Source organism: Pseudovibrio sp. Ad46 (assembly GCF_001623065.1).
Classification (GTDB): Bacteria; Pseudomonadota; Alphaproteobacteria; order Rhizobiales; family Stappiaceae; genus Pseudovibrio.
This window is the reverse complement of the sequence record NZ_LMCG01000083.1, coordinates 22,199-45,020: the sequence shown is the minus strand read 5'-3', so window position 1 is coordinate 45,020 and position 22,822 is coordinate 22,199. Positions and strand designations below refer to the sequence as shown.

Here is a 22,822-nt window from a genome sequence, read left to right as displayed (position 1 = left end):
GAATTCGGGACGTCCAATTTAAAGTTGGGTGCATTAAGCACCATCGGCTATCCATGGATTTGGGCCTGACACCATGCGATTGCCCAGACTACAGATGATATTGTTAGGGCCTTGAGGGCCCACTCGATTACGATCATCTTCTGTTTTGCTGTGAGTTTGGTAGGCTGTTCCTGCATCGTTCTCACCGTGGTTTCAGGTGTGGTTCTTCAGCAGGGAGTAAGCGCCGGAGGCGCGTCCTTTGCCCTGCTTGAGTGCTGCTAAATCGACCAAATTGAAAATCAAACTTTTTGGCTGTCTTTTCGGTTTGGCTCATAGCTCGTAGCTTCTAGGGCCACCGCAGCAGAGAACTCAGAAACATGTAGTTCAACTACCTCAGGAGCAATTCCTGCAGATACTGCTTGCTTTCGCATGTTCTCAACTGTCCGCCGCCAATAGGCCTCCCGATCTTTACCGCGCTTTTTGGCAAAAATTGCAGCAACATGCCTGATTTTCCCTTTTCGATGCTTCATTGGGAACAATATCGTGTTGTTTTTCGGATCGGTGTTGTTGGCTGTGTCAGTCATGGAAGTTGCCCCTTGGTCCAAGATATATATAGTACCCCAACTTTGGGGGGTAAAAGGAATGGCTGAATTCTGCGATTTCAGTTTTACGCAGCATCTCTTTCACCCCCACTTTGGGGAGTGAGGCACCCCAACTTTGGGGAGTGAGGATTTTTTCTTGTCCGGTTCTCGTTGGCAGCTTGCCGTTTGGATTTTTTGAGGCCTCGCACTTTCATAGTCCAACGCTTCGCATCTGTAGCAGTCTTTCCTTTCCATTCATTAGTTGCGGGGTTACCTTCCCAATCTCCAATCCAAGTTAATCGGAACTCATTGGGATGCCCTGTGCCCTTGCCAGCTCTGCCTCGATTAACTGCAATCAATCCCACATACGCCAACTCGTCTATCGCATCGGCTATCCGGTTTCTGCCAACTCCGTACTCAGCAAATTGTAGGTGCGTGACCTTGCGCTTGCCGTTCTCCTTTCCACCATGAGCGATGTGCTCGATTTTGAGCCGGTCTAAAACTTTCCTAGCGTTGATACTGAGTGAGCGATACGTCTCGGATTCGAGGAGTTCACCTGTAACCCATATCCAATCTCCCTCAGGAGGCTTGTTCTTTGGCCCTTTATTGCGAAGTGTCTTGGGTGTTGTGCGCCCTGTTGCGTCATGCTTTGAGTATTTGCCTGCCATATTGCCCTTCAGTGTAATAGTAGGAGAGGGAAGGCCGCTTGCGCGACCCTTTTGTTAGGCTGCTTTACCTTTTGCTTTTTGAGTGTCGTCGTTGGCAGCTTGCTTGCTATCAAGCCAGCGTTCGATTTCATTGAGCCGCCAGCGTTGCCCCCTAGCTCCTTTGCTGATGTTGATTGGTGTAGGGATGTCGCAGGAAGGATCTTTGCGAAGTGCCCACAGACGGTTGAGCGATAGGCCAAGGATCACAGAGAGCTCTGTGGCTGTGATCAGCTTTGGCAGTTCGTTTTTCTCCGTTTCTACAGTCTTCATTTCTCAATTCCTTTCCTGCGGTCAGCCCATAAAAAAACTCGCCCTCGGGGCGCAGTTAGGTCATTTAGACACACTGCGCCTGTTGGCGAGTTTGGTTGCACATACTGGATACTGGACACAGTACGTGCGCATATTCGGTTTTTGAGAGACATCTCGTGGTTACAATGCACAGAACGTGCAACACTCACAAATATATCCCAGCAAGAAGAGAACTAAATTGAATCGTCTTAAGATGTCTAGTGGGATGCTGCAAAAACTTGTCACACGCAAAGCACTATGACGGTAGGAGGTATTATTTATCAGCAGGTTACAGGTTGAAAGTTTTTGCATTAATTTATGTGAGATGCGTTCAAGTGAAGTGAAATAACGTTGCTGCCTGCTTCTTCGGTTACAACATCCGCCCAGTTTTGCATGATCACGCGCCTTTGCTCTAACAAGTCTGCCTGATTGTAGGAGCGCTCAACTTTCTTTCTCACTTCGTGGCCTTGCTGGATTTCAGCGGCATCGTAGGGAAGGCTCATCTCTGCTGCCCATGTGCGGAAGGTTGCACGAAAACCATGAGGAACATAGCCGGTTTCATGTGCCTTCATCAGATCAGACATGGCGTTTTCTTGGAGAAAGGGATTTCTCTCTCTGGCGTGCTTAGCTTGGCGGGGGAACAGGTATCCATTTCGCGCATGTGGTTTCGTTAGCTCAATTACCCTGAGAGCTTCTTTACTCAGCGGGACACGCTGCGGGCTTTGATGTTGCCCAACACGCCCTTTCATGTCTTCAGGAGGAACGTTCCAGACATCATCTACAATATCGGATAGTCGCATACGTCTGATCTCACCTGACCGTCTGGCGGTGAGTATGACCAGCTGTAATGCACGTGCTTGAACGGTTCCGAGCTCTTCAAGCTTCCTGTAGTAGGCTGGAAGGTCAGATAATGGCATGGATGGGAAGGGCTGGGCTTTACTAATCTGTTTTCCTAAAAGCCGCTGGGCGCGCTCTGTGGTATCAAGGCGAACGTCTAGACCCATATCAAGGGCGTGAGCAAAGCCAATCTTCAGCCTTTGCATAGCCTTCTTTGCAACCTCTTGCTTAGAATGCCAGATCGGCTTCAGAACCTTAATTAGATCAGCTGGTGAGACCTCTTCTATGGGTTTGTTACCGATCTTAGGAAGGACATGGGTGTTTAATGCTGACCACCACCGCCCATTGACACCTTCCCCCTTCAAAGCGGACTTCCGAGCCTCGAACGCTTGCTCTAAGACGTATCTAAGCGTCAAGCTGTGCTCTTGCGCCTCTAACTGCTCTCGGTTGCGCTGGGCTACAGGATCTTTGCCTTCTTCCTTTATGGCTCGCCATTTAGCAGCCATCTCACGGGCCTGTTGGATGGGAACTGCGGGATAGGAGCCAAGGCCCATCTCTCGACGCTTTCCTGTAATTGGAGAGGTGTAGATGTATGCCCAGCTCTTTCTACCTGATTTGCTTGTGATGAAATATAGCCCGCCCCCATCACTCAACTTGCCAGGTGTATTGCTTCGAAGCTGTGCTGGTTTCAGGCGGAACAGGCTTGGCATGATAAGTACCCCTCAACGCTACCCCACAATCTACCCCACAAAATTTTCGCAATGGCGCATAATCTTGCACAAGCTAATGAGGCTCTATTGCACTATAAGACCCTGATTTGCCTGAACTTTGCAAGATCTAATAGGAACTAGTGAAAAGTAGTGTTGGTGACCCCGAGTGGATTCGAACCACTGACCTGCCGCTTAGGAGGCGGCCGCTCTATCCAGCTGAGCTACGGGGCCTTTAGGCGTGTCTTGATCCGTGACCGGATCGATCCGCTTAAGATGTTATCATCCGTTGAGGATGCAGCGCGTTTTCAAATATCATGAAATTTGGCTGTAGGCGAGATAGATTGCTTCTCTGTGAACAAGCTAGGTATCAGTTCAAGCAAGAGAATTTGTTCAACCGGCGTCTTTGAGGTTTGCTCTCAGAGAGTTCTCGGGGGCGTTCCGACTGCATCGACCTGATATAATTCCCAAATAAGACTTTGTTGGTGGGTTGTTGTGTTCCGGGGATTTGTTGCTTTTTTCTGCTTTTTGCTGAGCTGTATAGGAACCGTGTTAGCGACGCCGTGTGATGAGCGTTCGGTTCTTGATGAGAGCTTGCCGACCATCATGATGGAGGAGGTGCTCGCAAATCCTTTGAGATTTATCGCGAGCGATGGTGAGTTTTATTATCTCGCAGATTTGACAATGCCAGAGCGGGATTTGCTGCTTGCTGATGACTTTTTTGAGGAACGGGAAGTCAGGGTAAAGGCGTTGATTGAGCAAAAGGATCGGTGGGGACGCCGACCTGCGATTCTGGTTGATCCTGAATTGGGTGATTTGTCGGTCAGGCTGGTCAAAGCTGGAATGGCCATTGTTAGGCCACAATTAAGAGCTTTCAATTGCTTGAAATTCCTTATTAATTTGGAGAGTATGGTTCGCGAGAAAAATGTTGGATTATGGGTCATTAAAAATGTAATTAATGATTATAAGTCAATTAGCTACGAGCAAATCGGCCTTTATGGAATTGTGGAAGCCAAGCTGATTTCTGTTGGGCAAACACGATCCAAAACATACTTGAATTTTGGTGAGCGCTGGACAGAGGATTTAACCGGGATTATTCAAAGGGGAACGCTGGCGGATTTTTCGGAGTTCGGGCATGATCTTTCAGTGATGAAAGGTAAGCGAGTTCGCCTCAGGGGCGTTATGCAACTGAACCAAGGACCATTAATAGAGCTAAAGCACCCAGCGCAGTTGGAGCTTCTGGACTAAGGCAAAGAGCCGGAAACGCGAATGACTTTGAGTAGTGCATTGTCTGGACTTCAGACAAGCCTGAGAATGCTAGTGATATCTGCAGTGACCGTAGCTCTTGTTGCGTGTCAGCTGACCGGCTCTGCCAATCAAGGCGCTCAAAAACCAGGTAGCTTGCGAACCGGGCTTGGGAGTGACGTTGGGGCGAGAGAGCATCCGCGTGTCGTCGCGACTTATGGGGGTGTCTATAAGGATGGTAAGGCTGAAGCAGCTATTGCACGTGTTGTTGGTGGTCTTGTTGCAGCTTCGGAAGACCCTGAAGCGCACTACCGCATTACTTTGCTCAACAGCCCTGCAGTCAATGCCTTTGCTCTTCCAGGTGGTTATCTTTATGTGACGCGCGGGTTGCTGGCGCTTGCCAATGATACGTCAGAGCTTGCTGCCGTGCTTGCTCATGAAATGGCACACGTGACAGCGCGTCATGCGATCAAACGCCAACGTCAGGCTGAAGAGGCTGAGTTCGTCACCAAAGTGATGACCAATATCGGCAAAGATCAGCAGACCATTGATGCCGCAGTCAAAGAGAAACAGGTGCAGTTCGCGCGCTTTTCTCAGGAGCAGGAGCTTGAAGCTGATGATGTGGGTGTGAGAACACTTGCTGGCGCTGGGTATGACCCTTACGCCGCAGCGCGCTTCCTGAACACAATGGGGCAATTTGCACGCTATCAGCAGCTTGGTGGGCAAAGCAGTTCAGCGCCAGATTTTCTTTCTTCTCATCCAAACACGCCTGATCGTATTCAACGCGCTGTGCGTAGTGCACGGCAGATCGGTGCGCCGGGGATTGGTCTGAATGGTCGTGAAGACTATCTGACCAGCTTGGATGGCATGTTGTTTGGTGACGATCCACTGGAAGGGTATGTCCGTGCGCGGCAGTTCCTTCACAAAGGCCTTGGTATCTCCTTCAGTGTGCCAAAGGGTTTTGTGCTTGAGAACTCTGCTGAGGCTGTGTTGGCGAGTAATAACTCCGGCACTGCCATGCGTTTTGATGGTGCTGATCTGACGGGATATGCCAGCTTAACTGATTATATGTTATCTGGTTGGATCAATGGCTTGATTGATAACAGTGTTCGCCCGACCACGATCAATGGTTTGCCAGCCGTTATTGGATCTGCAATTACAGATGGTTGGTCTTTCCGCATCGGTGTCGTACGCATTGGCTTAACCGGATATCGGTTTATCTTCGCAAATCGTTCGCCAACTGCTGTATTCACTCGTGATTTTGAAAAATCTCTTGGCAGCTTCCGACAGCTAAGCCCGACGGAACAAGCCAGACTTAACCCACTTCGAGTTAAGATTATTCAAGCGAAGGGTGGAGAGACGGCTCGTAAGCTTGCTGTTGGCATGAGCGGCATTGAGCCATCGCGTCGGTTGGAGCTGTTCACGATCCTCAATCAGGTTAAGGCGAACCAACGCTTCAAGCCAGGTGAGCTCCTGAAGGTCATTACCGACTAAAGAAGCTCGTTTTTCAGGCAGTGCGTTATGAGCCGCTGGCTTCATAGCCATCCGAATGCGTGAGAGCGTCTTTCAATTTCTGCATTGCTCGTGACTCAATTTGCCGAACACGCTCCTTTGAAACACCCAGTTTTTTGCCAAGGGCTTCCAGTGTAACGCTTTCATCTTTTAGCTTGCGGTCTTTAATGACGCGCTGCTCGCGTGGTGGCAGCGTTTTAATCGCATTGAAAAGACGACGTTTTGCGCGTTCCTGGTCTAGGTGCACTTCGACGAGTTCGTCTGGCAGAGGTTCTTCAGCCGCGAGGGTGTCCTGAAGCTGCAGGTTCGTTTCGCTGCCTTTCAGGCTCGCATTGAGGGATGTGTCTTTCCGGCCTAATCTGGAAGACATCATTCTTATATCCCTCAGTTTTGCTCCTGTCTTTTCTGAGATTTGCTGATGCAGTTGTTCTTCATTCAAGTCAGGATGTTTGCTTGAGAGTTCTGCGCGCAAACGTTTGAAGCCGAAAAACAACATTTTCTGGCGAGAGGAGGTTCCACCGCGAACAATCGACTGGTTGCGGAGCACATAGTCCTGAATGAATGATTTGATCCACCAAGTTGCATAGGTGGCAAAACGGACGTCTTTGGAGAGCTGGAACCTGTTGGCTGCTTCCATAAGGCCGATATGGCCCTCCTGAATTAGATCAGAGAGCGGGACACCATAGGACTTGAACCGAAGTGCTTGAGCGATGACCAAGCGGGAGTGAGACAGAGATAGCTTATCGAGTGATCTGTGATCGCCTCTGACAATCCAGCCTTCCAAGAGCTTGTATTCTTCTTCTTTTGACAGATATGGGGCTTTTCTTGCCAGACGGGCAAGAGGCCCGAGACTTTGGTCTCTTTCATAATGAGCCATTTACGCCTCCCTCGATTAAACTGAGATACGGCGCTGAAGTTCATTTGGATCTTTTGACAAAAAAAGAAAGCCCCGCTTGGAGCAGGGCTTTCTTTTAATCAGTTAGATTAGGAGAGGCTGATTAAGCTGCCTCTTCCTGACCTCCGCCTTCACCATCAGTTGCTGGAGCAACTTTGGCAGCACGACCTGGAGACGTGGAAAGAACGCCTTCGATCTGTCTGATTGCTTCTGTGTCAGTCTGTTTCTGAACAGCTGCGATTTCACGTGCCATACGGTCTAATGCGGCTTCGTAAAGCTGACGTTCGGAGTAAGACTGTTCAGGCTGGGAATCAGAGCGATAAAGGTCACGAACAACTTCAGCGGTTGAAATGAGATCGCCAGAGTTGATCTTTGCTTCGTATTCCTGTGCGCGGCGACTCCACATGGTACGCTTCACGCGAGGTTTACCTGCGATGGTCTCAAGAGATTTCTTAACGGTAGATGCGTCAGACAGCTTACGCATTCCTACAGAAGCAATTTTTGCAACTGGAACACGGAGCGTCATCTTATCCTGTTCGAAGTCAATTACGAGGAGTTCAAGAGAGTATCCAGCTACGGTCTGCTCTTCAATTGCAGTAATCAATCCAACGCCGTGAGATGGATAAATGATGTGCTCACCTGTTTTAAACCCCTGACGCTGCGCGGTCTTTTTTGCGGGTGTGGCCATACGCTATACTTCTCCTGCGCAGTGGTTGTTTGCTGTCTGGGAGACGCAAGCAACCTAGATGCAGCGCGTTCGCCGCATCTTTCTCTTTGGAAAAACGTGAAAAGTCCAATGTATGCGGAAAGCTACTTCTCGCATCAATTGGTTCCGCGTTCAAATGTGATCAGTCGAATTCTATGTTGTGGCTACTTCGGCGAATGCTGGAGTAAATTATTGTGCGCACTTCAATTGAACTGCGACCATAAAAAAACCTCCGAGTGGGGAGGGTGCAACCAGACTGCCAAATGACTGTAAAAAACTGTATAGCACATTATCCACGGATTTCCAACCTCTCTCAAGCAAGAGAGGAATTAAGACATCCGCGGATACTGTCTGGCAAATAATAAATATTTGGTAGCTCTAAGCTTTTGGGACCTTAATCACCAGTGCCCGGCTTATCAGAGAAATACTTTTCGAGTTTTTCTGCAACACCATCAAACTCAGCAGCTTCTGGAAGCTGATCTTTCTTAACAGTCAGATTCGGCCACTTTTCTGCGTACTCAGCATTAAGCTCAACCCACTTTTCCAAGCCAGGCTCAGTATCTGGGAGAATTGCATCTGCTGGACATTCCGGTTCACACACACCGCAATCGATACATTCGTCTGGATGAATGACGAGCATATTCTCGCCTTCGTAAAAGCAATCGACCGGGCAAACTTCAACACAGTCGGTGTATTTGCATTTGATGCAATTGTCTGTGACGACGTATGTCATCGCAATCCTCTTAGTCTCTGGCGCTGCAAATTTGTCTGAAGACAAACGGCACGGGCTCTCGTGGCCCTGACGATTTTCTCGTCCTTTAAACTTGTGCTCTTTGCTACCGGTTTTCAGTGGGTAGTGCAAGCGCTGTCATAGGCGAAGAGATTGCAATATTGGGGCAAAATTTGCGTAAAGTTGCCGCTAAAAAGGATCAATTTCGTTGAAGCCCCGAATCCGGGCGATTTGGCGTCGATCCCGTTTCGTTGGGCGTCCTGCACCGGCCTCGCGCTTGGCAACCTGGACCTGTGTTTCCTTGGGTGGTGGAGGGGGAGACATGTCCTCATAAAGCAGCTGTGCTTCAGGGGCTGGACCGCGCCGGGTGCCAAGTTTTAAAACCTTAAGGATCAAAAGGCGTCGCGGCATTGTGATGGTCAGTACATCACCGGGCTTTACAGCTGTTTTGGCGGCCGCAATCTTATCTTTGTTCAATCTAACATGCCCGGACACTGCCAGTTTTTGTGCCAGTGTCCGAGATTTTGTAATGCGGGCATACCAGAGCCATTTGTCGATGCGAAGAGACTCTTGTGCTTCTGGTATTGCCATATCAGTTAGCCCGAAGGGGCGACTATTTGTCGCCCTTTTCCAAGTTCTGTTTCAAGGACATCAGTGCTGCAAACGGAGAATCCGGATCCAACGGCTTGTCTTTGCGTGGAGCAGGCTTGCCTTGCTGGCCGCGGTTCTGGTCTTTGCTAAAGCCACGGCCTTTACCGCCAGGCTTACCAGGATTGCGACGCTGCTGAGCGTTGTTGCTGCGAGGTCCGCCACGACGTTCGTTGCCACTGCGTGTATTGCGCTGACGTTCGTTGTTGTTGCGACGTCCACCGAAACGACCCGGGCGCCAGATTTCAACAGTAACTGTTTCCATCTCTGGCTCGCCAGCTTCGTCCTCAGAAGCTTCAGCAGGTGCTGCTTCTTCAACTGGTTCAGCTGGAGCCTCTTCGGTTGCAGGTTCTTCCGCTACTGGTGCTGCAGTTTCGCCTTCAACCTGTTCCGCTTCCGCACCTTCAGGTGTTTCAACTGGAGCTTCAGGCTTTTTGGCGACAGGGCGCTGTTCTTCGCGTGTTTCCAGACGGTAACCGAGAGACTTCAAGATGTTTGTGAAGTCTTCGCCTGCACAACCGAGCAGGGAGGTCATGGAAACAGTGACGGTGAATGCGCCGCCTTCTGTCAGTGCACCTTCTGGCGGCTCAATGCCTTCTTCCAGAGGTTTCCAGGCTACCAGCGGACGAATGATGTCTGCCAGGCGCTCCAGAATATCGACGCGTACAGCACGTGGACCACAAACGCGGAAGCCTACGACGCGATACAGCGCGCCTTCGATCTCCGGATCTACTGGAACGGACGTACGGCCAGAGGCGGACAGCTGAGGAAGTTCAGTCAGGCCTTTGATCTCGCCTTTGCCTTCTTTCAGCGCCCAGAGCTGCGCGAGCAGCTGGCTTGGTGCTGGTTTCAGAAGAGCAGGGACATAGATGTGATAGGCGCCAAAGCGAACACCGAGCTTGCGGAGTGAACCGCGCATCTGCTGGTCGAGCTGACGGATGTCATCTGAAATTTCCTGACGCTCAAGGATGCCAAGGCTCTCGGTCAGGCGGTATGCCACGCCACGAGCGATGCCTTCGATCTCTTCGCCCTGTTCCAGGTCGAAAAGCGGCTTCAGGAGTGTTTCGATGTGTGTCTTGATCCATAGATCAAGGCGCTCCTGCACCATATCGCGTGCAGGTCCCGTCAACTGCTCATCAGCAAGAATGATCAGGGATGGGCGCAGGGTCTGTTCACCAGCTATCAGGCGGGCGATAGATTCACCCTGCCATCTTAATGTGCCGTCTGCGGAGAGGATGAACTCTTCGTTGGGCGCGCGGGATAACCGTTCTGCACGGTTTTCAATCTCGCTAGCTAGTGCTTTTTGGGCCGCAGCACGGACAGCTTTTTCTTCCTGTCCTTCTGCCGTTGCATCCGGAGCAAAGCGGAAGCCGTGAAGCTGGCCAATGTGCTGTCCTTCTACAAGGACATCTCCGGTTGCGGTGATCTCCGCTTCGAGCATTTTGTTCTCTCTCAGACGTCGCATCAATACGCTGGTTCGCCGATCCACAAACCGCTGTGTAAGCCGTTCGTGAAGGGCATCTGATAATCGATCTTCTATGCCGCGCGTCACTTCCTGCCAATGAGCAGGATCGTTCAGCCAGTCGGCACGGTTTGCCACAAAGGTCCACGTACGGATATGTGCTATCCGGTTCGCCAGTGTGTCTATATCCCCATCGGTTTTGTCTGCCAGTTTTATCTGACTGTTAAACCAATCATCCGGAATGGCTCCATCCCGGATCAGATGGGAATAAATCCCTGTTACGAGATCTGCATGGTTTGCCGGAGCTATCTTGCGATAGTCTGGAACCTGACAGGTATCCCACAGTAATGAAACTCTTTCTTGCGTCGTCGCGAGGGAAAGAATGTCCCTGTCACGATTAGCAAGTTCGAGAACACCGATATCCTCCGCCGGAGGGGCTTTGGTCAAGCCCTCTTCTCGCGGAGAATGCTCCAAACTGCGCAAAAGTGCGCGAATCGAGGAAAAATCGAGATTTGGGTTGCGCCATTGCAGCACTTTGAGGGGCTCAAACTCGTGAGATTCGAGTTGATAGACAAGTTCGTCGTCAAAGCCGGGGACCCGGCCCGTTACACCAAAAGTACCATCTCGCAGGTGTCGACCTGCTCGTCCGGCGATCTGGCCGGTCTCCGACGGGGTTAACTGGCGGTACTGATAGCCATCAAACTTGCGGTGTCCGGCGAACGCGATGTGGTCTACATCTAGGTTCAGACCCATACCTACAGCGTCGGTGGCAATGAGCCAGTCAACATCGCCGTTCTGGAACAGGTCAACCTGTGCATTGCGCGTTCTCGGAGAAAGGGAGCCGAGGACAACTGCTGCACCGCCGCGCTGACGGCGGATCAGTTCTGCGATGGCGTAGACTTCATCGGAAGAGAAGGCGACAATTGCAGAGCGACGCGGGAGGCGCGTGATCTTTTTAGATCCTGCGTATGTCAGAATGGACATGCGCGGTCGCGTGATCACATTCAGACCCGGCATCAGCTTTTCGAGCAAGGGGCGTATTGTCGAGGAACCAAGCAGCAGAGTTTCCTCTCTGCCACGCAAATGCAGGATGCGGTCTGTAAAGACATGGCCACGTTCCAGATCGCCAGCCAGCTGCACTTCATCAATGGCAACGAAGTCCACGTCGAGATCTTTTGGCATTGCCTCTACAGTAGAGACCCAGAAGCGTGGGTTCTTCGGGATGATCTTTTCTTCGCCTGTAATCAGCGCGACAAGATCTGGCCCCTTCTTCTCTACAAGACGCCCGTAGACTTCTCTGGCCAGCAGACGGAGTGGTAATCCGATAAGGCCAGACGAGTATGCGCTCATCCGCTCGATAGCCAGATGCGTCTTACCAGTGTTCGTTGGCCCCAAAATCGCAGTGACAGACCGTGATCTTGTTGTTCGGTGCAGCGTGTTCTTGTTCATCTAGAAGTGCAATTCCGTAGTCTATGGCCAAACGTATCTCGGTACCCAATTCTTCGGCTGGGATACTGAAAATGCCCGTGCGGTGCCTCACCCAATGAAGTGGCATTTATATGGCAGAGAAAATCGCTGTAAAGCTCTGGAATGAATAAAGACGAAAAATGCTGATGATGAGTGCTGGAATGAAGTTTCAGTTTCATACCGGCATAAAAGGGTTTTTTGCGTATACGTTATTGTCCGCCTCCTGCTTTCGCTGAATAAGATGCATGACTATAACGTGCAGTATATGCCGTTTTGGGTAGGTTACATCGTGTTAAATGGTTACAAGAAGCCTGAAGTTTTGCGGGTTATGTGTAACACATTCGCCGTTGTTACTAGCCGATTTCATTAGTAAATGTCTTGTATTAGCATAAATTTTGCCAATTCTTATTGCCCCCAGACATGCCGCGGATAAGTGTTAGATGAGGCTTGTTGCTACTTCTGTTTTAACCAGTGAGTTTCATCGGGGAGGAGTTATCCCCGCTTTCCCCTCAGCCGTATCGTTAAGTTTTTTGCATCTATGCAGAATGAAAAGAAACACGGAATCTAACTGCGATACCTTGCTAATTGCTGGAATATTTTTCCTATATTACATACGCATCCGTATTGGTCGGTGTGCAATCTAAGGTTAACGTTTTATTAACCTGCTCCTAACAATAGCTTTTTCCAAAGAAATACTAATTCGATCTTTAAGTTTAAAGTTTTTCCTTCAGAGCTTTTCGAAAAAGACATAGTGCAATTTAACAATGTCAATATATATGGACGTAATTCTATTGGTATAGAAGTTAAATTGAATAGATTTCTTTCCCAATATGAAAACAATGAGCCTCGAATAGAAGATGGGTGATAGATACACCTTCTATATTGAGTGGATATTGCGTAGAGTAAGGTTGTTGGAGGCATAATATGTAGGGGTGTATAAAATGAATCCGTTGACTGCTGCACTAGAATTTGTTGAATCTATTAATAATGAAGAAACATCCGAAGGTGTTTCTAAGCGTATTGCTGAACTTGGCCAGTCTTTTGGCTTTACAAGCTTCTGTCTCGCTGCGATCCCCGAAGCTGGCGCATCTTTTGATGGGTCAATTATGTTGAGTGGTTGGCGCCCTGAATGGCAACAACGTTATCTCGACCGTGATTACGTACAAAACGATCCGATTGTTGCGAAGGCGCGCACCGCAAGCCGTCCATTCTTATGGTCAAGCGTTGCTCGTGATCGCAATATTACTGCCGCTGCACAGCAAGTTCTGTCAGAAGCGCGCGATTACGGAATGTACGACGGCGTCTGCGTGCCAGTGCATGGCCTTCAAGGCTATCAAGGCATGTTGATCTTTGGTGGGCCGGAAGTACGTCTGAATGAGCGCGAAATCAGTGTTCTTCATCTTGTTGGCATTTACTCGAGCAATAAGGTGCGCGAATTGATTGGTGCTAATACCAGTCGGCCCCGCCATCGCCTTACACCTCGTGAACTTGAATGCTTGAAATGGTCTGCTGCAGGGAAGACAAGTTGGGAGATTAGTCAGATCCTGAGTATCTCTCAGCATACAGCAGATTGGTATCTGGCTTCCGCTGCCAGAAAACTGCACGCTGCAAACAGAACGCATGCTGTGGCCGAGGGTTTCCGGCTGGGCTTAATTCGTTAAGCCAAAATGACACCTACCTATGCTCTCGGCAGGGTTCGCATCGCGAATCCTGCTGTTTGCACATGAGCGATCGGATAAAAGTTGCACCTTTAGTCGTAAAAGTAGAAGATTTTTCGTGAGATATATTAGAGAAGTCAAAATTTACAGTGTTTGTGTATATATTTTTACGTGTTTAGTTTTTCTCAATTGTACGATAAATTCCTTAGAATTTCCCCGTTTTCTTAATGTTTTGTGACCCGGTAAATATAGTAATAGCTCATGTGACTATAAATTAATCTTTCCATAGAGGGATTTGCTCGACTATAAAGCCCCAAAATACATAGAGACTGGGGGACCTAACTTTGGCTATTCAACGAATATTGGTTGCTAACCGCTCAGAGATTGCAATTCGAGTTTTTCGAGCTGCAAACGAACTTGGTCTCCAGACAGTTGCTGTCTTTGCTGAAGAAGACAAGCTGGCTCTACACCGTTTTAAGGCTGATGAAGCTTATCAGGTGGGTAAAGGCCTGGGTCCAATTGAGGCCTACTTGTCTATCGACGAGATTATCCGCGTCGCGAAAGAGCAACGCGTTGATGCAATCCATCCAGGTTACGGCTTCCTTTCCGAGAGTCCAGAGTTTGCTGAGGCATGTGCTGAGAACGGCATTATCTTTATCGGCCCATCGCCAGATACAATGCGCCGCCTGGGTAACAAAGTAGCAGCACGTGAACTGGCGATTAAAGCTGGTGTTCCTGTTATGCCTGCGACGGATCCGCTTCCTGAAGACATGGAAGAAGTGAAGCGTCTTGCTTTGCAGATCGGCTATCCGGTGATGCTCAAGGCATCATGGGGCGGTGGTGGCCGCGGTATGCGTGTGATCCGTGATGAAGAGACGCTTCTTCGCGAGTTTGTTGAAGCGAAACGTGAAGCGAGAGCAGCGTTCGGCAAGGATGAGGTTTACCTCGAGAAGCTTGTTGAGCGCGCCCGTCACGTTGAAGTTCAGATCCTTGGTGATCAGCACTGCAATCTCGTACATCTGTTTGAGCGTGATTGTTCCATTCAGCGCCGTCATCAGAAAGTGGTTGAGCGTGCGCCTGCACCATATCTTGATGAAGAAAAGCGCCGTGAGCTTTGCGAGTATGGCCTGAAGATTGGCCGCGAAGTGGATTACTGCGGCGCGGGCACCGTTGAGTTCCTGATGGATGCGGATACCGGCAAGGTTTACTTCATTGAAGTGAACCCGCGTATTCAGGTGGAGCATACCGTTACTGAAGAAGTCACCGGCATTGATGTGGTTCGCGCGCAGATCCGCATTGCGGAAGGTGGTCGTATTGGCGATAAAACGGTCACCGGTGTTCCTGAGCAGAACGCGATTGAGTTGAATGGTCATGCGCTTCAATGTCGTATTACGACTGAAGATCCTGAGCACAACTTCATTCCGGATTATGGCCGCCTGAGCGCTTATCGCGGTGCGACCGGGTTTGGTATCCGTCTTGATGGTGGCACGGCTTATGCCGGCGCGGTGATCACCCGTTTCTACGATCCTCTGCTTGAGAAGGTGACCGCCTGGGCCCCAACGCCTGAGGAAGTATGTGCGCGTATGGATCGTGCGCTGCGCGAATTCCGTATTCGCGGCGTTGCGACCAACCTGATTTTCCTTGAGCGGATTATTGGGCATGCGTCCTTCCAGGACAATTCTTATACAACGCGCTTTATTGATGACACGCCTGAGCTGTTTGAGAACATTAAAACAGCTGACCGCGCGACGAAGCTGCTGAACTACATTGCTGATGTCACTGTAAACGGCCACCCTGAAACAAAGGGACGCCCGAAACCACCAGCTGATGCACCGGCACCTGTGGCGCCGAAGTTCAAGTTGCCAGTAATGGACGGGACCCGCCAAAAGCTGGAACAACTTGGTCCTAAAGAATTTGCCAAGTGGGTAAAAGCTCAGCCGCAAGTGCTTGTTACCGACACGACGATGCGTGATGCGCACCAATCTTTGCTTGCGACACGCATGCGTACCTACGATTTGGCGCAGGTTGCTGATAGCTATGCGCAGGGATTGCCTGAGTTGTTCTCTTTGGAATGCTGGGGTGGCGCGACCTTTGATGTGTCCATGCGCTTCCTGACTGAAGATCCGTGGGAACGTCTGCGTCTCGTACGTGAGAAAGCACCTAACCTGCTGATGCAGATGTTGCTTCGTGGTTCCAACGGTGTGGGTTACGCGAACTATCCAGATAACGTTGTTCAGCATTTTGTGCGTCAGGCTGCTGAATCTGGTGTTGATGTGTTCCGTGTGTTTGACTGCCTCAACTGGGTTGAGAACATGCGTGTGTCCCTGGATGCTGTTCAGGAGCAAGGCAAGCTGTGTGAAGCAGCTCTTTGCTACACTGGCGACATTTTGAACAGCGCGCGTCCGAAGTATGATCTGAAGTACTACGTCAATCTGGCGAAAGAGCTTGAAACTGCAGGTGCGCATATTCTTGGTATTAAGGATATGGGCGGTGTGTTGAAGCCGCAGGCTGCGAAAGTTCTGATCAAGGCGCTGAAAGATGAGATCGATATTCCGATCCACTTCCACACCCATGACACCTCCGGTATTGCGGCCTCTACTGTTCTGGCGGCTGTTGAGAGTGGTGCTGACATTGTTGATTTGGCGATGGATTCCCTATCAGGTCTGACCTCTCAGCCATGTATGGGTTCCGTTGTTGAAGCTCTGAAAGGAACTTCTCGCGATAGCGGTCTGGACACAGATCGTATCCAGCAGATTTCCTTCTACTGGGAAGCTGTTCGTACACAGTACCGTGCGTTTGAGAGCGATCTACGCTTTGGGGCTTCTGAGGTTTATCTGCATGAGATGCCTGGTGGCCAGTTCACCAACCTGAAAGAACAGGCGCGTTCGCTTGGTCTTGAGATGCGTTGGCACGAAGTGGCGAAAGCCTATGCGGACGTGAACATGATGTTTGGTGACATTGTGAAGGTGACGCCAAGTTCCAAAGTTGTTGGTGACATGGCGGTGATGATGGTGTCTCAGGGCATTACGCCGGAAGATGTTATCGATCCGAACAAGGAAGTCTCCTTCCCGGAATCCGTCGTCAACATGATGCACGGTGACCTTGGTATTCCTCCGGGTGGCTGGCCTGTTGAACTGCAGAAGAAAGTTCTGAAGGGGCAAGAGCCGATTACGGTTCGTCCTGGGTCTTTGCTTGAAGCTGAGGACATGGATGCCAAGCGTAATGAGCTGACAGGTGTTCTGGGTCGTAAAGGTTCTGAGCAAGAGCTGTCTTCTATGCTCATGTATCCGAAGGTTTACACTGAATTTGCCAAGGCTCAGGACAAGTATGGCCCGACCAGCGTACTTCCAACGCCAACCTACTTCTATGGTTTGAAGGTTGGTGATGAGATTATGGCTGAGCTAGAGCCGGGTAAGACAATGGTTATCTCTTGTCTTGCGATTGGTGAAACTGATGAGCACGGTGAAAAGCGTGTGTTCTTTGAACTGAACGGTCAGCCTCGGAACATCCGTATTATCGACCGCACTCACAGTGCTGCAAACACACCTGCGCGTCGTAAAGTTGATGACGACAATGAGCTTCAGGTTGGTGCGCCAGTACCGGGCGTTATCTCTACGCTCGCTGTGAAAGCTGGTCAGGCTGTGAAAGCTGGTGATCTGCTTGTTTCCATTGAGGCAATGAAGATGGAAACATCTGTTCATGCGGAGCGTGATGGTGAGATCAACGAAGTCTGTGTGGCTCCAGGTGATCAGCTTGATGCGAAAGATCTGATTGTTACCTTTAAGGGATAAGTCCTGAAGGTATTTGCTAATCTGGATTAACCAGCAATGCGTTTGGTGCATGAGCACTATGCATTGCTGGTTTTTTTGTTTTAATGTTTTAAATATATATAATTATCAATATGTTACTCGTTTTTATCTGCAGCACGTGACGTTAGGTATTGCTACGTTCCGTAGTAGTGCGGTTGTTCCTGTCTGTGTCCTTCTGTACTCAGCGCTCCAACCAATTCAACAATGTGTTTCCCAATTTCTGATCTTTAGGAACTGCCTTCCTACCAGGCCAGAGTTGGGTTTTTTATTGAGGGTGCAACCGTGCAAACTAAAACAGGAAACCCAGCAGTTATCGGCCTTGCTGGATTTGGTATGACGACTTTTGTTCTGCAAATGGTGAACATTGGTCTTCTGGAAAACATGGGCCCAGTGCTCTGGCTTGGCGTTTTTGTTGGTGGTCTTGCGCAGTTGGTCGCTGGTTTCCAGACAGGAAAGACTGGCAATAACTTCGGTTACAGCGCTTTCACCATTTATGGTGCATTCTGGCTGGCGTTTGCAGGCATTCTTGTTGGCAACAAACTGGGCTTTTATACATCTTCCCATTCTGACATCGGCTTCTTCTTGCTGCCATTCACCATCTATACCGGCATTATGTTCTACGGCGCGCTGCACATTCACACTGCAGAAGCTTCCATCTTCGGCAGCCTGCTGCTCGGTTTCATCCTGCTGGTTCTGGGGCATTTCGGTCCAGCGGTCTTTAATGTGATTGCCGGTTACGTGCTGATCCTGTGTTCTTTCTGCGCATGGTATGTGATGGCGCACATTATCTATAAGGATGTTTGTGGTCGTGATGTTTTGCCAGTTGGTTCTCCAATCCTGCAGCCGGGAGAAAAGATGTCTGGTGCAGAGGCTGTTGCAGCTGAATAACTAAAGTGCAAACCTATATGAAAAGGCCCGGCAATGACCGGGCCTTTTTGCTATTTAGCTGAGTGAGATGACCAGTGACTGGCGGGTTCGGATGCGTAGCCGATCCAGTTGTCCATGAAGTTTTCCAGCCAATGTAGAACTGCTGGGTCGTACACAAAGCGCTCGCGGAAGTGCTCGCCGCGCTTTTTGGCTCCGGGCAACACCAGACGACTTGCAGCGCGAGTGGTCCAGCGGCTCATCATGGCGTATGTGAGTTCCGGGTGAAACTGGATGCCGAATGCATTATCGCCTACGCGGATAGCTTGATTTTTGTAGGTCGGGCTTGAAGCCAGGAGCTCTGCACCCATGGGAAGAGAGAAACCTTCCCGGTGCCATTGATAAACCTGCTGTGGCCATTCCATTAGGTCAGTGCCAGACTGAGTTGCTTCCAGCGGATAATAGCCGATCTCAACCAATCCATCATCATGGCCTGTGACTTGGCCACCAAGGTTTTTAGAAAGCATTTGTGCACCAAGGCAGATGCCCAGGAAGGGTTTGTTTTCTTTGAGCGGAACGCTGATCCAGTCGATCTCTTGCTTCACGAAGTCATCGGTGTCATTGGCGCTCATTGGACCGCCAAAAATGACAGAGCCCGCGTGGTCAGCAAGTGTGTCTGGCAGTTGGTCGCCAAAACGAGGGCGGCGAATATCCAACTCGAACCCGCGCTTGACCAATTGCTGCCCGACGCGACCGGGGTTTGATGTTTCCTGATGCAGCACCACCAGAACTTTGGCAGGGTGCTGATTATTCCGCTCTAACATTGTAAATCAAAACCTTCAGGTCGAAGAAGGGCTATTGCCACTCTGTCGTTTGGCTACTTTTTGCTTAAGCTTCATGCGGTCTCTGGAGGACACGCCTAATAGCTCGGCAACGCGCCAAATTGTGTTGTCTTCAAATTCATGGACGGACCCATCTGCGTAGACCATTTCCCAGAGTGCCTCGATGACTGTCAGGCGTTGCTCCGGCTCCAGCTTGCGCTTGAGGACTGATGTGAAGCCATAAAGATCAACTGCATCCTCATCACGTACTTTGGCGAGGTCCATCAGCTCTTTTGTGTCTTCCTCATTCAGCTCATACTGTTGCTGTAAGACGCGTTTTAACTGGTCCAGCTCCTGCTGCTCAATCTCGCCATCTACAGCGATGATATGGAACATGAGCGCTGCGACCGCCAGCCGTTCATCGTCTTCGGAAAAGCGGCCTGCTTCTTCCTGCTCGTTTGACAGGTCTTTGAAGAACTTTTTCAGGGCGTCCAGCATTCATGTGCTCCGTGCAACTATTGGTTTTCTTGCACTTTAAAATAGTGCTTTTCTGTTGTGCTTAAAGATGTTTCAGATCCGAATGGAATACTATTGATACGCAAAAACAATTACAAAAGCCAAGGAAAAGGACAGAAATACGCCAATTTGAAGCCACGTGATACTGCGACAATTGGGAGCAAATATGATAGAACGCAGTGGTTCAGGATAGGTTGTGCTTTTGTTCTGGGTCTTGAAAGGCTTTAACCAATCATAATTTAGACGTTTTCTACGGGCTTTTTGCCCTGTATTTGTTGAGTACAAGCTGCTTACATGAGAGTCCTTTTTCGGGCCTCACGAAACCGTCCACTAGGATACTAAGACTAAATGAAACGCTCTCTTCTTATTTTTGGAGCTCTTGCCGCTCTTGTGGTTTGTGGTCTGGTGCTTGCGCCACTTCTCGTTCCGCAGAAACAGCTGAAGGCCCAAATTGCAGAGTCCTTTGAGACAGCAACCGGATGGAAGCTGCGTCTTGATGGGCGTACGAGTGTGGATCTGTTTCCGACACTGGCGATTGAAGTTGATAATGTTGGCGTTGCAGGTGTTGCGCGAGCTGACGGGATTGAGTTTGCGCGGGTTGAGAAAGCCCGGTTCGAGCTGAACTCTCTGCGTTTGCTGACTGGTGGCAACATCATCCGCAACATTGAGCTTGTTGAGCCAAAGTGGACGCTTGAATTTGATCAGAAAGGCGGCGCGTCCTGGCAGCCGCAGCTTTCTGAGGGTGAAGAAGGGGAAGCCTCTCTGGTTGCTGCAAATATTGCAGGCCGCGTTGCTTCCTTTATGCAGCAGTTGGACTTGGACACCGTCAGCATTCAAAAAGGTGTCGTTTCTTACAGTGAACCTGAGCAAGAAGCACCGATAGTTCTTTCTGAGATCGATCTCGTGCTTAATTTTGAGCATGACGGTGATGGCCTGACAGCAGAAGGTGCGTTTAATCAGAGTGACGAGCGTTATGTTGTTGGTGGGCGTGTTGGATCAGTTACCGCGCTGAGCGAGGCTCGCGCGACGTCTGTTGAGGCTCATGTAACTGGACCTGCTCAAGAGAAAGTTCGTTTTAATGGCCAGCTTGCCTTTGGTGCACGGCCTGTTGGCACATTGCAAGTTTCTGTTGAGTTGCCGAGCCTTGCTGCCGTTGCTGCGCAACATGATGCGGCCTTTCCAGAAGGGGTTGGCAGTGGTGCACTGACAAGTGAGCTGCAGTTCCGTCAACGTGGGGTTCGCACAAAAGACCTTTCCATTACCGCTGGCTCTGTTGGCTTTGGCGGCAACATTGCGCTGAACTACCTTGAAGATGGCTATGAATTAAAGGGGCAGGTCAGCGGGCAGTCCTTGAATTTTGAGCAACTGCTTCGCCTGGTAGGGCTAGACGCCCCTGCATCCGGCTTTGCCAATGTGGATGCGTCTTTCTACGGCGTTGGCCAATCCTACGATGAGTTGGTTGCTGCGCTGGAAGTTGATGGTGGTGCGATCCTGCGGAAGGGGCGTGTCGCTGACATTCACCTGCCAAATATGCTGGCGGTTGAAGGGCGCGACGAAGCTCTTGATGACATGGATCTGACTTTTGTCTTCTCAGGCCTGTCTCAGCCACTACAGCTGCAAGGCACCGCGCGCTGGCATGGTGAGCCGATTGTTTTGCAGGGTGGTCTGCGTTCTGATGCGAATATTGATCTCGCGTTCTCCAGTGAGATGTTTTCCGGGAGTTTGACGGGTCCGTACTCATTGCGTGATGGCTTTGATGGGATCTTTGCTTTCCAGACAGATGACTTCAACAATTTTGCCCGTTGGTATGGTCGACCGCTCCCTCGCTATCTACGCGGTCAGAAGCTGGAGCTTTCTGGTCAGTTTGAAGCTGATGATAGCGGTGTCGCCTTTGAGAATGCGCGGTTTGTTCTGGATGACACAAGCCTCAAAGGAACTGGCCGTCTGGATACAGGTGAAGTTCCAAAGCTCAGTGGTGAATTGGAAGTTGCGCATGCGTCTTTCGATAAGATGTTCTCTCGCAGTGATGAGAAGAATGCCAAGGGCGAGGGCGCTTATGACTTCTCCGTCCTGCGCAGCTTTGATCTGGACCTGGCGCTTTCCATTCAGGACCTGAAGCTCGGTGCGCTTCGTGGACGGAATGCAGAGCTGAAAGCAGCGCTGTCTGATGGTCGACTGGCTTTGGATGTTGCCCGTGTTGGCCTTTATCAAGGTGAGGGCGCTGGCAAGCTTCTTCTGAACGGCGCAACGGTTAAACCGGGTATCTCTGCTGAGTTCTCGCTAAAAGGTATTGATGCGGCTCCATTCCTTGCATCGCTCAGTGATATGCCGCGGGTTGATGGTAATCTGTATGCTGAAATGGATGTGAACACCTCCGGTAAGACACCGAGTGACCTCTGGGTCAATATGGGTGGAGCGCTCAGCTTTCAGCTTGGCAACGGCATATTGCATGAATTGGATGTGGACCGGCTGGTTGCTTCTGTCGGAGGCAAAGGCATTACAGGTTGGCCGTTTACGGACAATGATCAGACTGAATTTTCCAGCTGGGGTGCTGATGTGATCTTTGATCAGGGTACTGCAGAATTTCAGGCACTGACGTTGCAAAGCAAGACTGCATTGGTTGAAGGACGCGGTGCGATCAACATCAAAGATGGTGAGGTCTTGTGGTATTTGCAGCCAAGCCTGCTCGATCAGTCCAAGCTGGATGATGAGGGAGCTGCAACGACGCAGACTGCGGATATGACACCGCTGAAGATCCGTGGATCGATCAACCTTCCGAGCTTTGAGCCCGTCGATGTTCAGGAGTATGCAAGCGCGTCTTTTGGTGATGTGAAGCAGACACAAAAGCTTTCTGAAAAGCTGGCGAAGGATCTTGATACTGCAAAGACAGTTGCAGAGGCGCAGCGTTTGCGGGCTGCTGCTGCAAGAGATGCGGCTGTTGCGTCACCTGAAGCTGCTAAGGATGTGGCAGCTGAACCAGCCGTGCTTGCTCAGCCATCAGTGGAAGATAATGATGTGACTACAGCCTCGGTTGGGGATGGTGATCTGCCTCCTCTTGCCGAAGGAGCCGTTGCGAACACTGATACCTCTAAGGTTGTTATGCCTGTAGCCAAGCCGGGAGAGGCGTCAACGCCTGCGGTTGCAGCTACAACACCGAAGAAATCACGGGTGATCGCAGCTCCGAAACGGGACTTGAAGCGCCGTGATGTGGTGCCGCGTGGGCCGGGGAATGTGAATGTGGAAGCGGTTGCCGATGGTACAGCGGATCCGGATGCGACACTGAGCTCTTTGGAAGAAGCGTTTGGAATGCCAGCTGGCTTCCTCTCCGATTGATCAAGCCTCCATACAGAAATGAAAAGCCCGGAGCGGTGAATGCTCCGGGCTTTTTTT

At 50.3% G+C, this 22,822-nt stretch carries 17 protein-coding genes and 1 tRNA gene; 6 read left to right on the top strand and 12 right to left on the bottom strand.

Annotated features, from left to right (window positions below; genetic code table 11):
- Window positions 1–278 precede the first annotated feature (278 nt).
- From PsAD46_RS26575 to PsAD46_RS26555, 5 genes are all read right to left on the bottom strand, one after another.
- Window positions 279–563, bottom strand: coding sequence for a DUF6074 family protein (locus tag PsAD46_RS26575; protein WP_063308259.1), 285 nt, complete (start codon window positions 561–563; stop codon window positions 279–281).
- A gap of 83 nt (window positions 564–646) precedes the next feature.
- On the bottom strand, window positions 647–1,228 hold the full coding sequence (locus tag PsAD46_RS26570; protein ID WP_063308258.1) for a hypothetical protein: 582 nt from the start codon (window positions 1,226–1,228) through the stop codon (window positions 647–649).
- A 54-nt stretch (window positions 1,229–1,282) separates the two neighbouring features.
- Window positions 1,283–1,537, bottom strand: a complete 255-nt coding sequence (locus tag PsAD46_RS26565) for a hypothetical protein (RefSeq protein WP_063308257.1) — start codon at window positions 1,535–1,537, stop codon at window positions 1,283–1,285.
- Between the two features lie 329 nt (window positions 1,538–1,866).
- The gene (locus PsAD46_RS26560) at window positions 1,867–3,102 is read right to left on the bottom strand and encodes a site-specific integrase (RefSeq protein WP_063308256.1); all 1,236 of its coding nucleotides are present in this window, start codon (window positions 3,100–3,102) and stop codon (window positions 1,867–1,869) included.
- A gap of 154 nt (window positions 3,103–3,256) precedes the next feature.
- A tRNA-Arg gene (locus tag PsAD46_RS26555) sits at window positions 3,257–3,333 on the bottom strand.
- A 261-nt stretch (window positions 3,334–3,594) separates the two neighbouring features.
- On the opposite strand from PsAD46_RS26555, the gene PsAD46_RS26550 reads away from it, so the two are divergent.
- Both PsAD46_RS26550 and PsAD46_RS26545 read left to right on the top strand, forming a co-directional pair.
- Window positions 3,595–4,347, top strand: a complete 753-nt coding sequence (locus tag PsAD46_RS26550) for a hypothetical protein (RefSeq protein WP_063308255.1) — start codon at window positions 3,595–3,597, stop codon at window positions 4,345–4,347.
- 84 nt (window positions 4,348–4,431) lie between these two features.
- Complete coding sequence (locus PsAD46_RS26545) at window positions 4,432–5,838, top strand: M48 family metalloprotease (protein WP_082827061.1); 1,407 nt, start codon at window positions 4,432–4,434, stop codon at window positions 5,836–5,838.
- A 25-nt stretch (window positions 5,839–5,863) separates the two neighbouring features.
- Here PsAD46_RS26545 and PsAD46_RS26540 read toward each other — a convergent pair whose 3' ends face one another.
- The 5 genes from PsAD46_RS26540 to PsAD46_RS26520 form a co-directional block, all read right to left on the bottom strand.
- Entirely contained in the window at window positions 5,864–6,733 is an 870-nt protein-coding gene (locus PsAD46_RS26540; protein ID WP_063291770.1) for an RNA polymerase factor sigma-32, read from the bottom strand.
- A gap of 121 nt (window positions 6,734–6,854) precedes the next feature.
- On the bottom strand, window positions 6,855–7,439 hold the full coding sequence (locus tag PsAD46_RS26535; RefSeq protein WP_057461899.1) for a CarD family transcriptional regulator: 585 nt from the start codon (window positions 7,437–7,439) through the stop codon (window positions 6,855–6,857).
- Window positions 7,440–7,851: 412 nt separating this feature from the next.
- Window positions 7,852–8,190 carry a ferredoxin FdxA gene (gene fdxA, locus PsAD46_RS26530; protein WP_057461898.1) on the bottom strand — a complete coding sequence of 113 codons (339 nt, stop codon included), beginning with the start codon at window positions 8,188–8,190 and terminating at the stop codon, window positions 7,852–7,854.
- Between the two features lie 186 nt (window positions 8,191–8,376).
- Window positions 8,377–8,778 (bottom strand): RNA-binding S4 domain-containing protein, encoded by a 402-nt coding sequence (locus PsAD46_RS26525; RefSeq protein ID WP_063290334.1) that lies wholly within the window; start codon window positions 8,776–8,778, stop codon window positions 8,377–8,379.
- A 22-nt stretch (window positions 8,779–8,800) separates the two neighbouring features.
- Window positions 8,801–11,746 (bottom strand): helicase-related protein, encoded by a 2,946-nt coding sequence (locus PsAD46_RS26520; protein ID WP_063308254.1) that lies wholly within the window; start codon window positions 11,744–11,746, stop codon window positions 8,801–8,803.
- Between the two features lie 959 nt (window positions 11,747–12,705).
- On the opposite strand from PsAD46_RS26520, the gene PsAD46_RS26515 reads away from it, so the two are divergent.
- From PsAD46_RS26515 to PsAD46_RS26505, 3 genes are all read left to right on the top strand, one after another.
- Window positions 12,706–13,425, top strand: coding sequence for a LuxR family transcriptional regulator (locus PsAD46_RS26515; RefSeq protein WP_057461895.1), 720 nt, complete (start codon window positions 12,706–12,708; stop codon window positions 13,423–13,425).
- A gap of 341 nt (window positions 13,426–13,766) precedes the next feature.
- Window positions 13,767–17,213: a pyruvate carboxylase gene (gene pyc, locus PsAD46_RS26510; protein ID WP_063308253.1), complete on the top strand. Its 3,447-nt coding sequence runs from the start codon at window positions 13,767–13,769 to the stop codon at window positions 17,211–17,213.
- Between the two features lie 300 nt (window positions 17,214–17,513).
- Window positions 17,514–18,119, top strand: a complete 606-nt coding sequence (locus PsAD46_RS26505; RefSeq protein ID WP_063290331.1) for a GPR1/FUN34/YaaH family transporter — start codon at window positions 17,514–17,516, stop codon at window positions 18,117–18,119.
- Window positions 18,120–18,169: 50 nt separating this feature from the next.
- Here the strand turns inward: PsAD46_RS26505 and PsAD46_RS26500 are convergent, their stop codons facing one another.
- Together PsAD46_RS26500 and PsAD46_RS26495 are read right to left on the bottom strand one after the other, a co-directional pair.
- Window positions 18,170–18,919: a glutamine amidotransferase gene (locus PsAD46_RS26500; RefSeq protein ID WP_063291767.1), complete on the bottom strand. Its 750-nt coding sequence runs from the start codon at window positions 18,917–18,919 to the stop codon at window positions 18,170–18,172.
- 15 nt (window positions 18,920–18,934) lie between these two features.
- Entirely contained in the window at window positions 18,935–19,414 is a 480-nt protein-coding gene (locus tag PsAD46_RS26495) for a TerB family tellurite resistance protein (protein WP_063290330.1), read from the bottom strand.
- A gap of 366 nt (window positions 19,415–19,780) precedes the next feature.
- On the opposite strand from PsAD46_RS26495, the gene PsAD46_RS26490 reads away from it, so the two are divergent.
- Window positions 19,781–22,765 carry an AsmA family protein gene (locus PsAD46_RS26490; RefSeq protein ID WP_063291766.1) on the top strand — a complete coding sequence of 995 codons (2,985 nt, stop codon included), beginning with the start codon at window positions 19,781–19,783 and terminating at the stop codon, window positions 22,763–22,765.
- Window positions 22,766–22,822 lie beyond the last annotated feature (57 nt).

Bases quoted from the DNA above. Each gene is read 5' to 3' on its own strand.
- PsAD46_RS26515 (WP_057461895.1), top strand. From the start codon at position 12,706: ATGAATCCGTTGACTGCTGCACTAGAATTTGTTGAATCTATTAATAAT.
- fdxA (WP_057461898.1), bottom strand. From the start codon at position 8,190: ATGACATACGTCGTCACAGACAATTGCATCAAATGCAAATACACCGAC.
- PsAD46_RS26560 (WP_063308256.1), bottom strand. From the start codon at position 3,102: ATGCCAAGCCTGTTCCGCCTGAAACCAGCACAGCTTCGAAGCAATACA.
- PsAD46_RS26525 (WP_063290334.1), bottom strand. From the start codon at position 8,778: ATGGCAATACCAGAAGCACAAGAGTCTCTTCGCATCGACAAATGGCTC.
- PsAD46_RS26490 (WP_063291766.1), top strand. From the start codon at position 19,781: ATGAAACGCTCTCTTCTTATTTTTGGAGCTCTTGCCGCTCTTGTGGTT.
- PsAD46_RS26535 (WP_057461899.1), bottom strand. From the start codon at position 7,439: ATGGCCACACCCGCAAAAAAGACCGCGCAGCGTCAGGGGTTTAAAACA.
- PsAD46_RS26495 (WP_063290330.1), bottom strand. From the start codon at position 19,414: ATGCTGGACGCCCTGAAAAAGTTCTTCAAAGACCTGTCAAACGAGCAG.
- PsAD46_RS26570 (WP_063308258.1), bottom strand. From the start codon at position 1,228: ATGGCAGGCAAATACTCAAAGCATGACGCAACAGGGCGCACAACACCC.
- PsAD46_RS26540 (WP_063291770.1), bottom strand. From the start codon at position 6,733: ATGGCTCATTATGAAAGAGACCAAAGTCTCGGGCCTCTTGCCCGTCTG.
- PsAD46_RS26500 (WP_063291767.1), bottom strand. From the start codon at position 18,919: ATGTTAGAGCGGAATAATCAGCACCCTGCCAAAGTTCTGGTGGTGCTG.
- PsAD46_RS26575 (WP_063308259.1), bottom strand. From the start codon at position 563: ATGACTGACACAGCCAACAACACCGATCCGAAAAACAACACGATATTG.
- PsAD46_RS26520 (WP_063308254.1), bottom strand. From the start codon at position 11,746: ATGAACAAGAACACGCTGCACCGAACAACAAGATCACGGTCTGTCACT.
- PsAD46_RS26565 (WP_063308257.1), bottom strand. From the start codon at position 1,537: ATGAAGACTGTAGAAACGGAGAAAAACGAACTGCCAAAGCTGATCACA.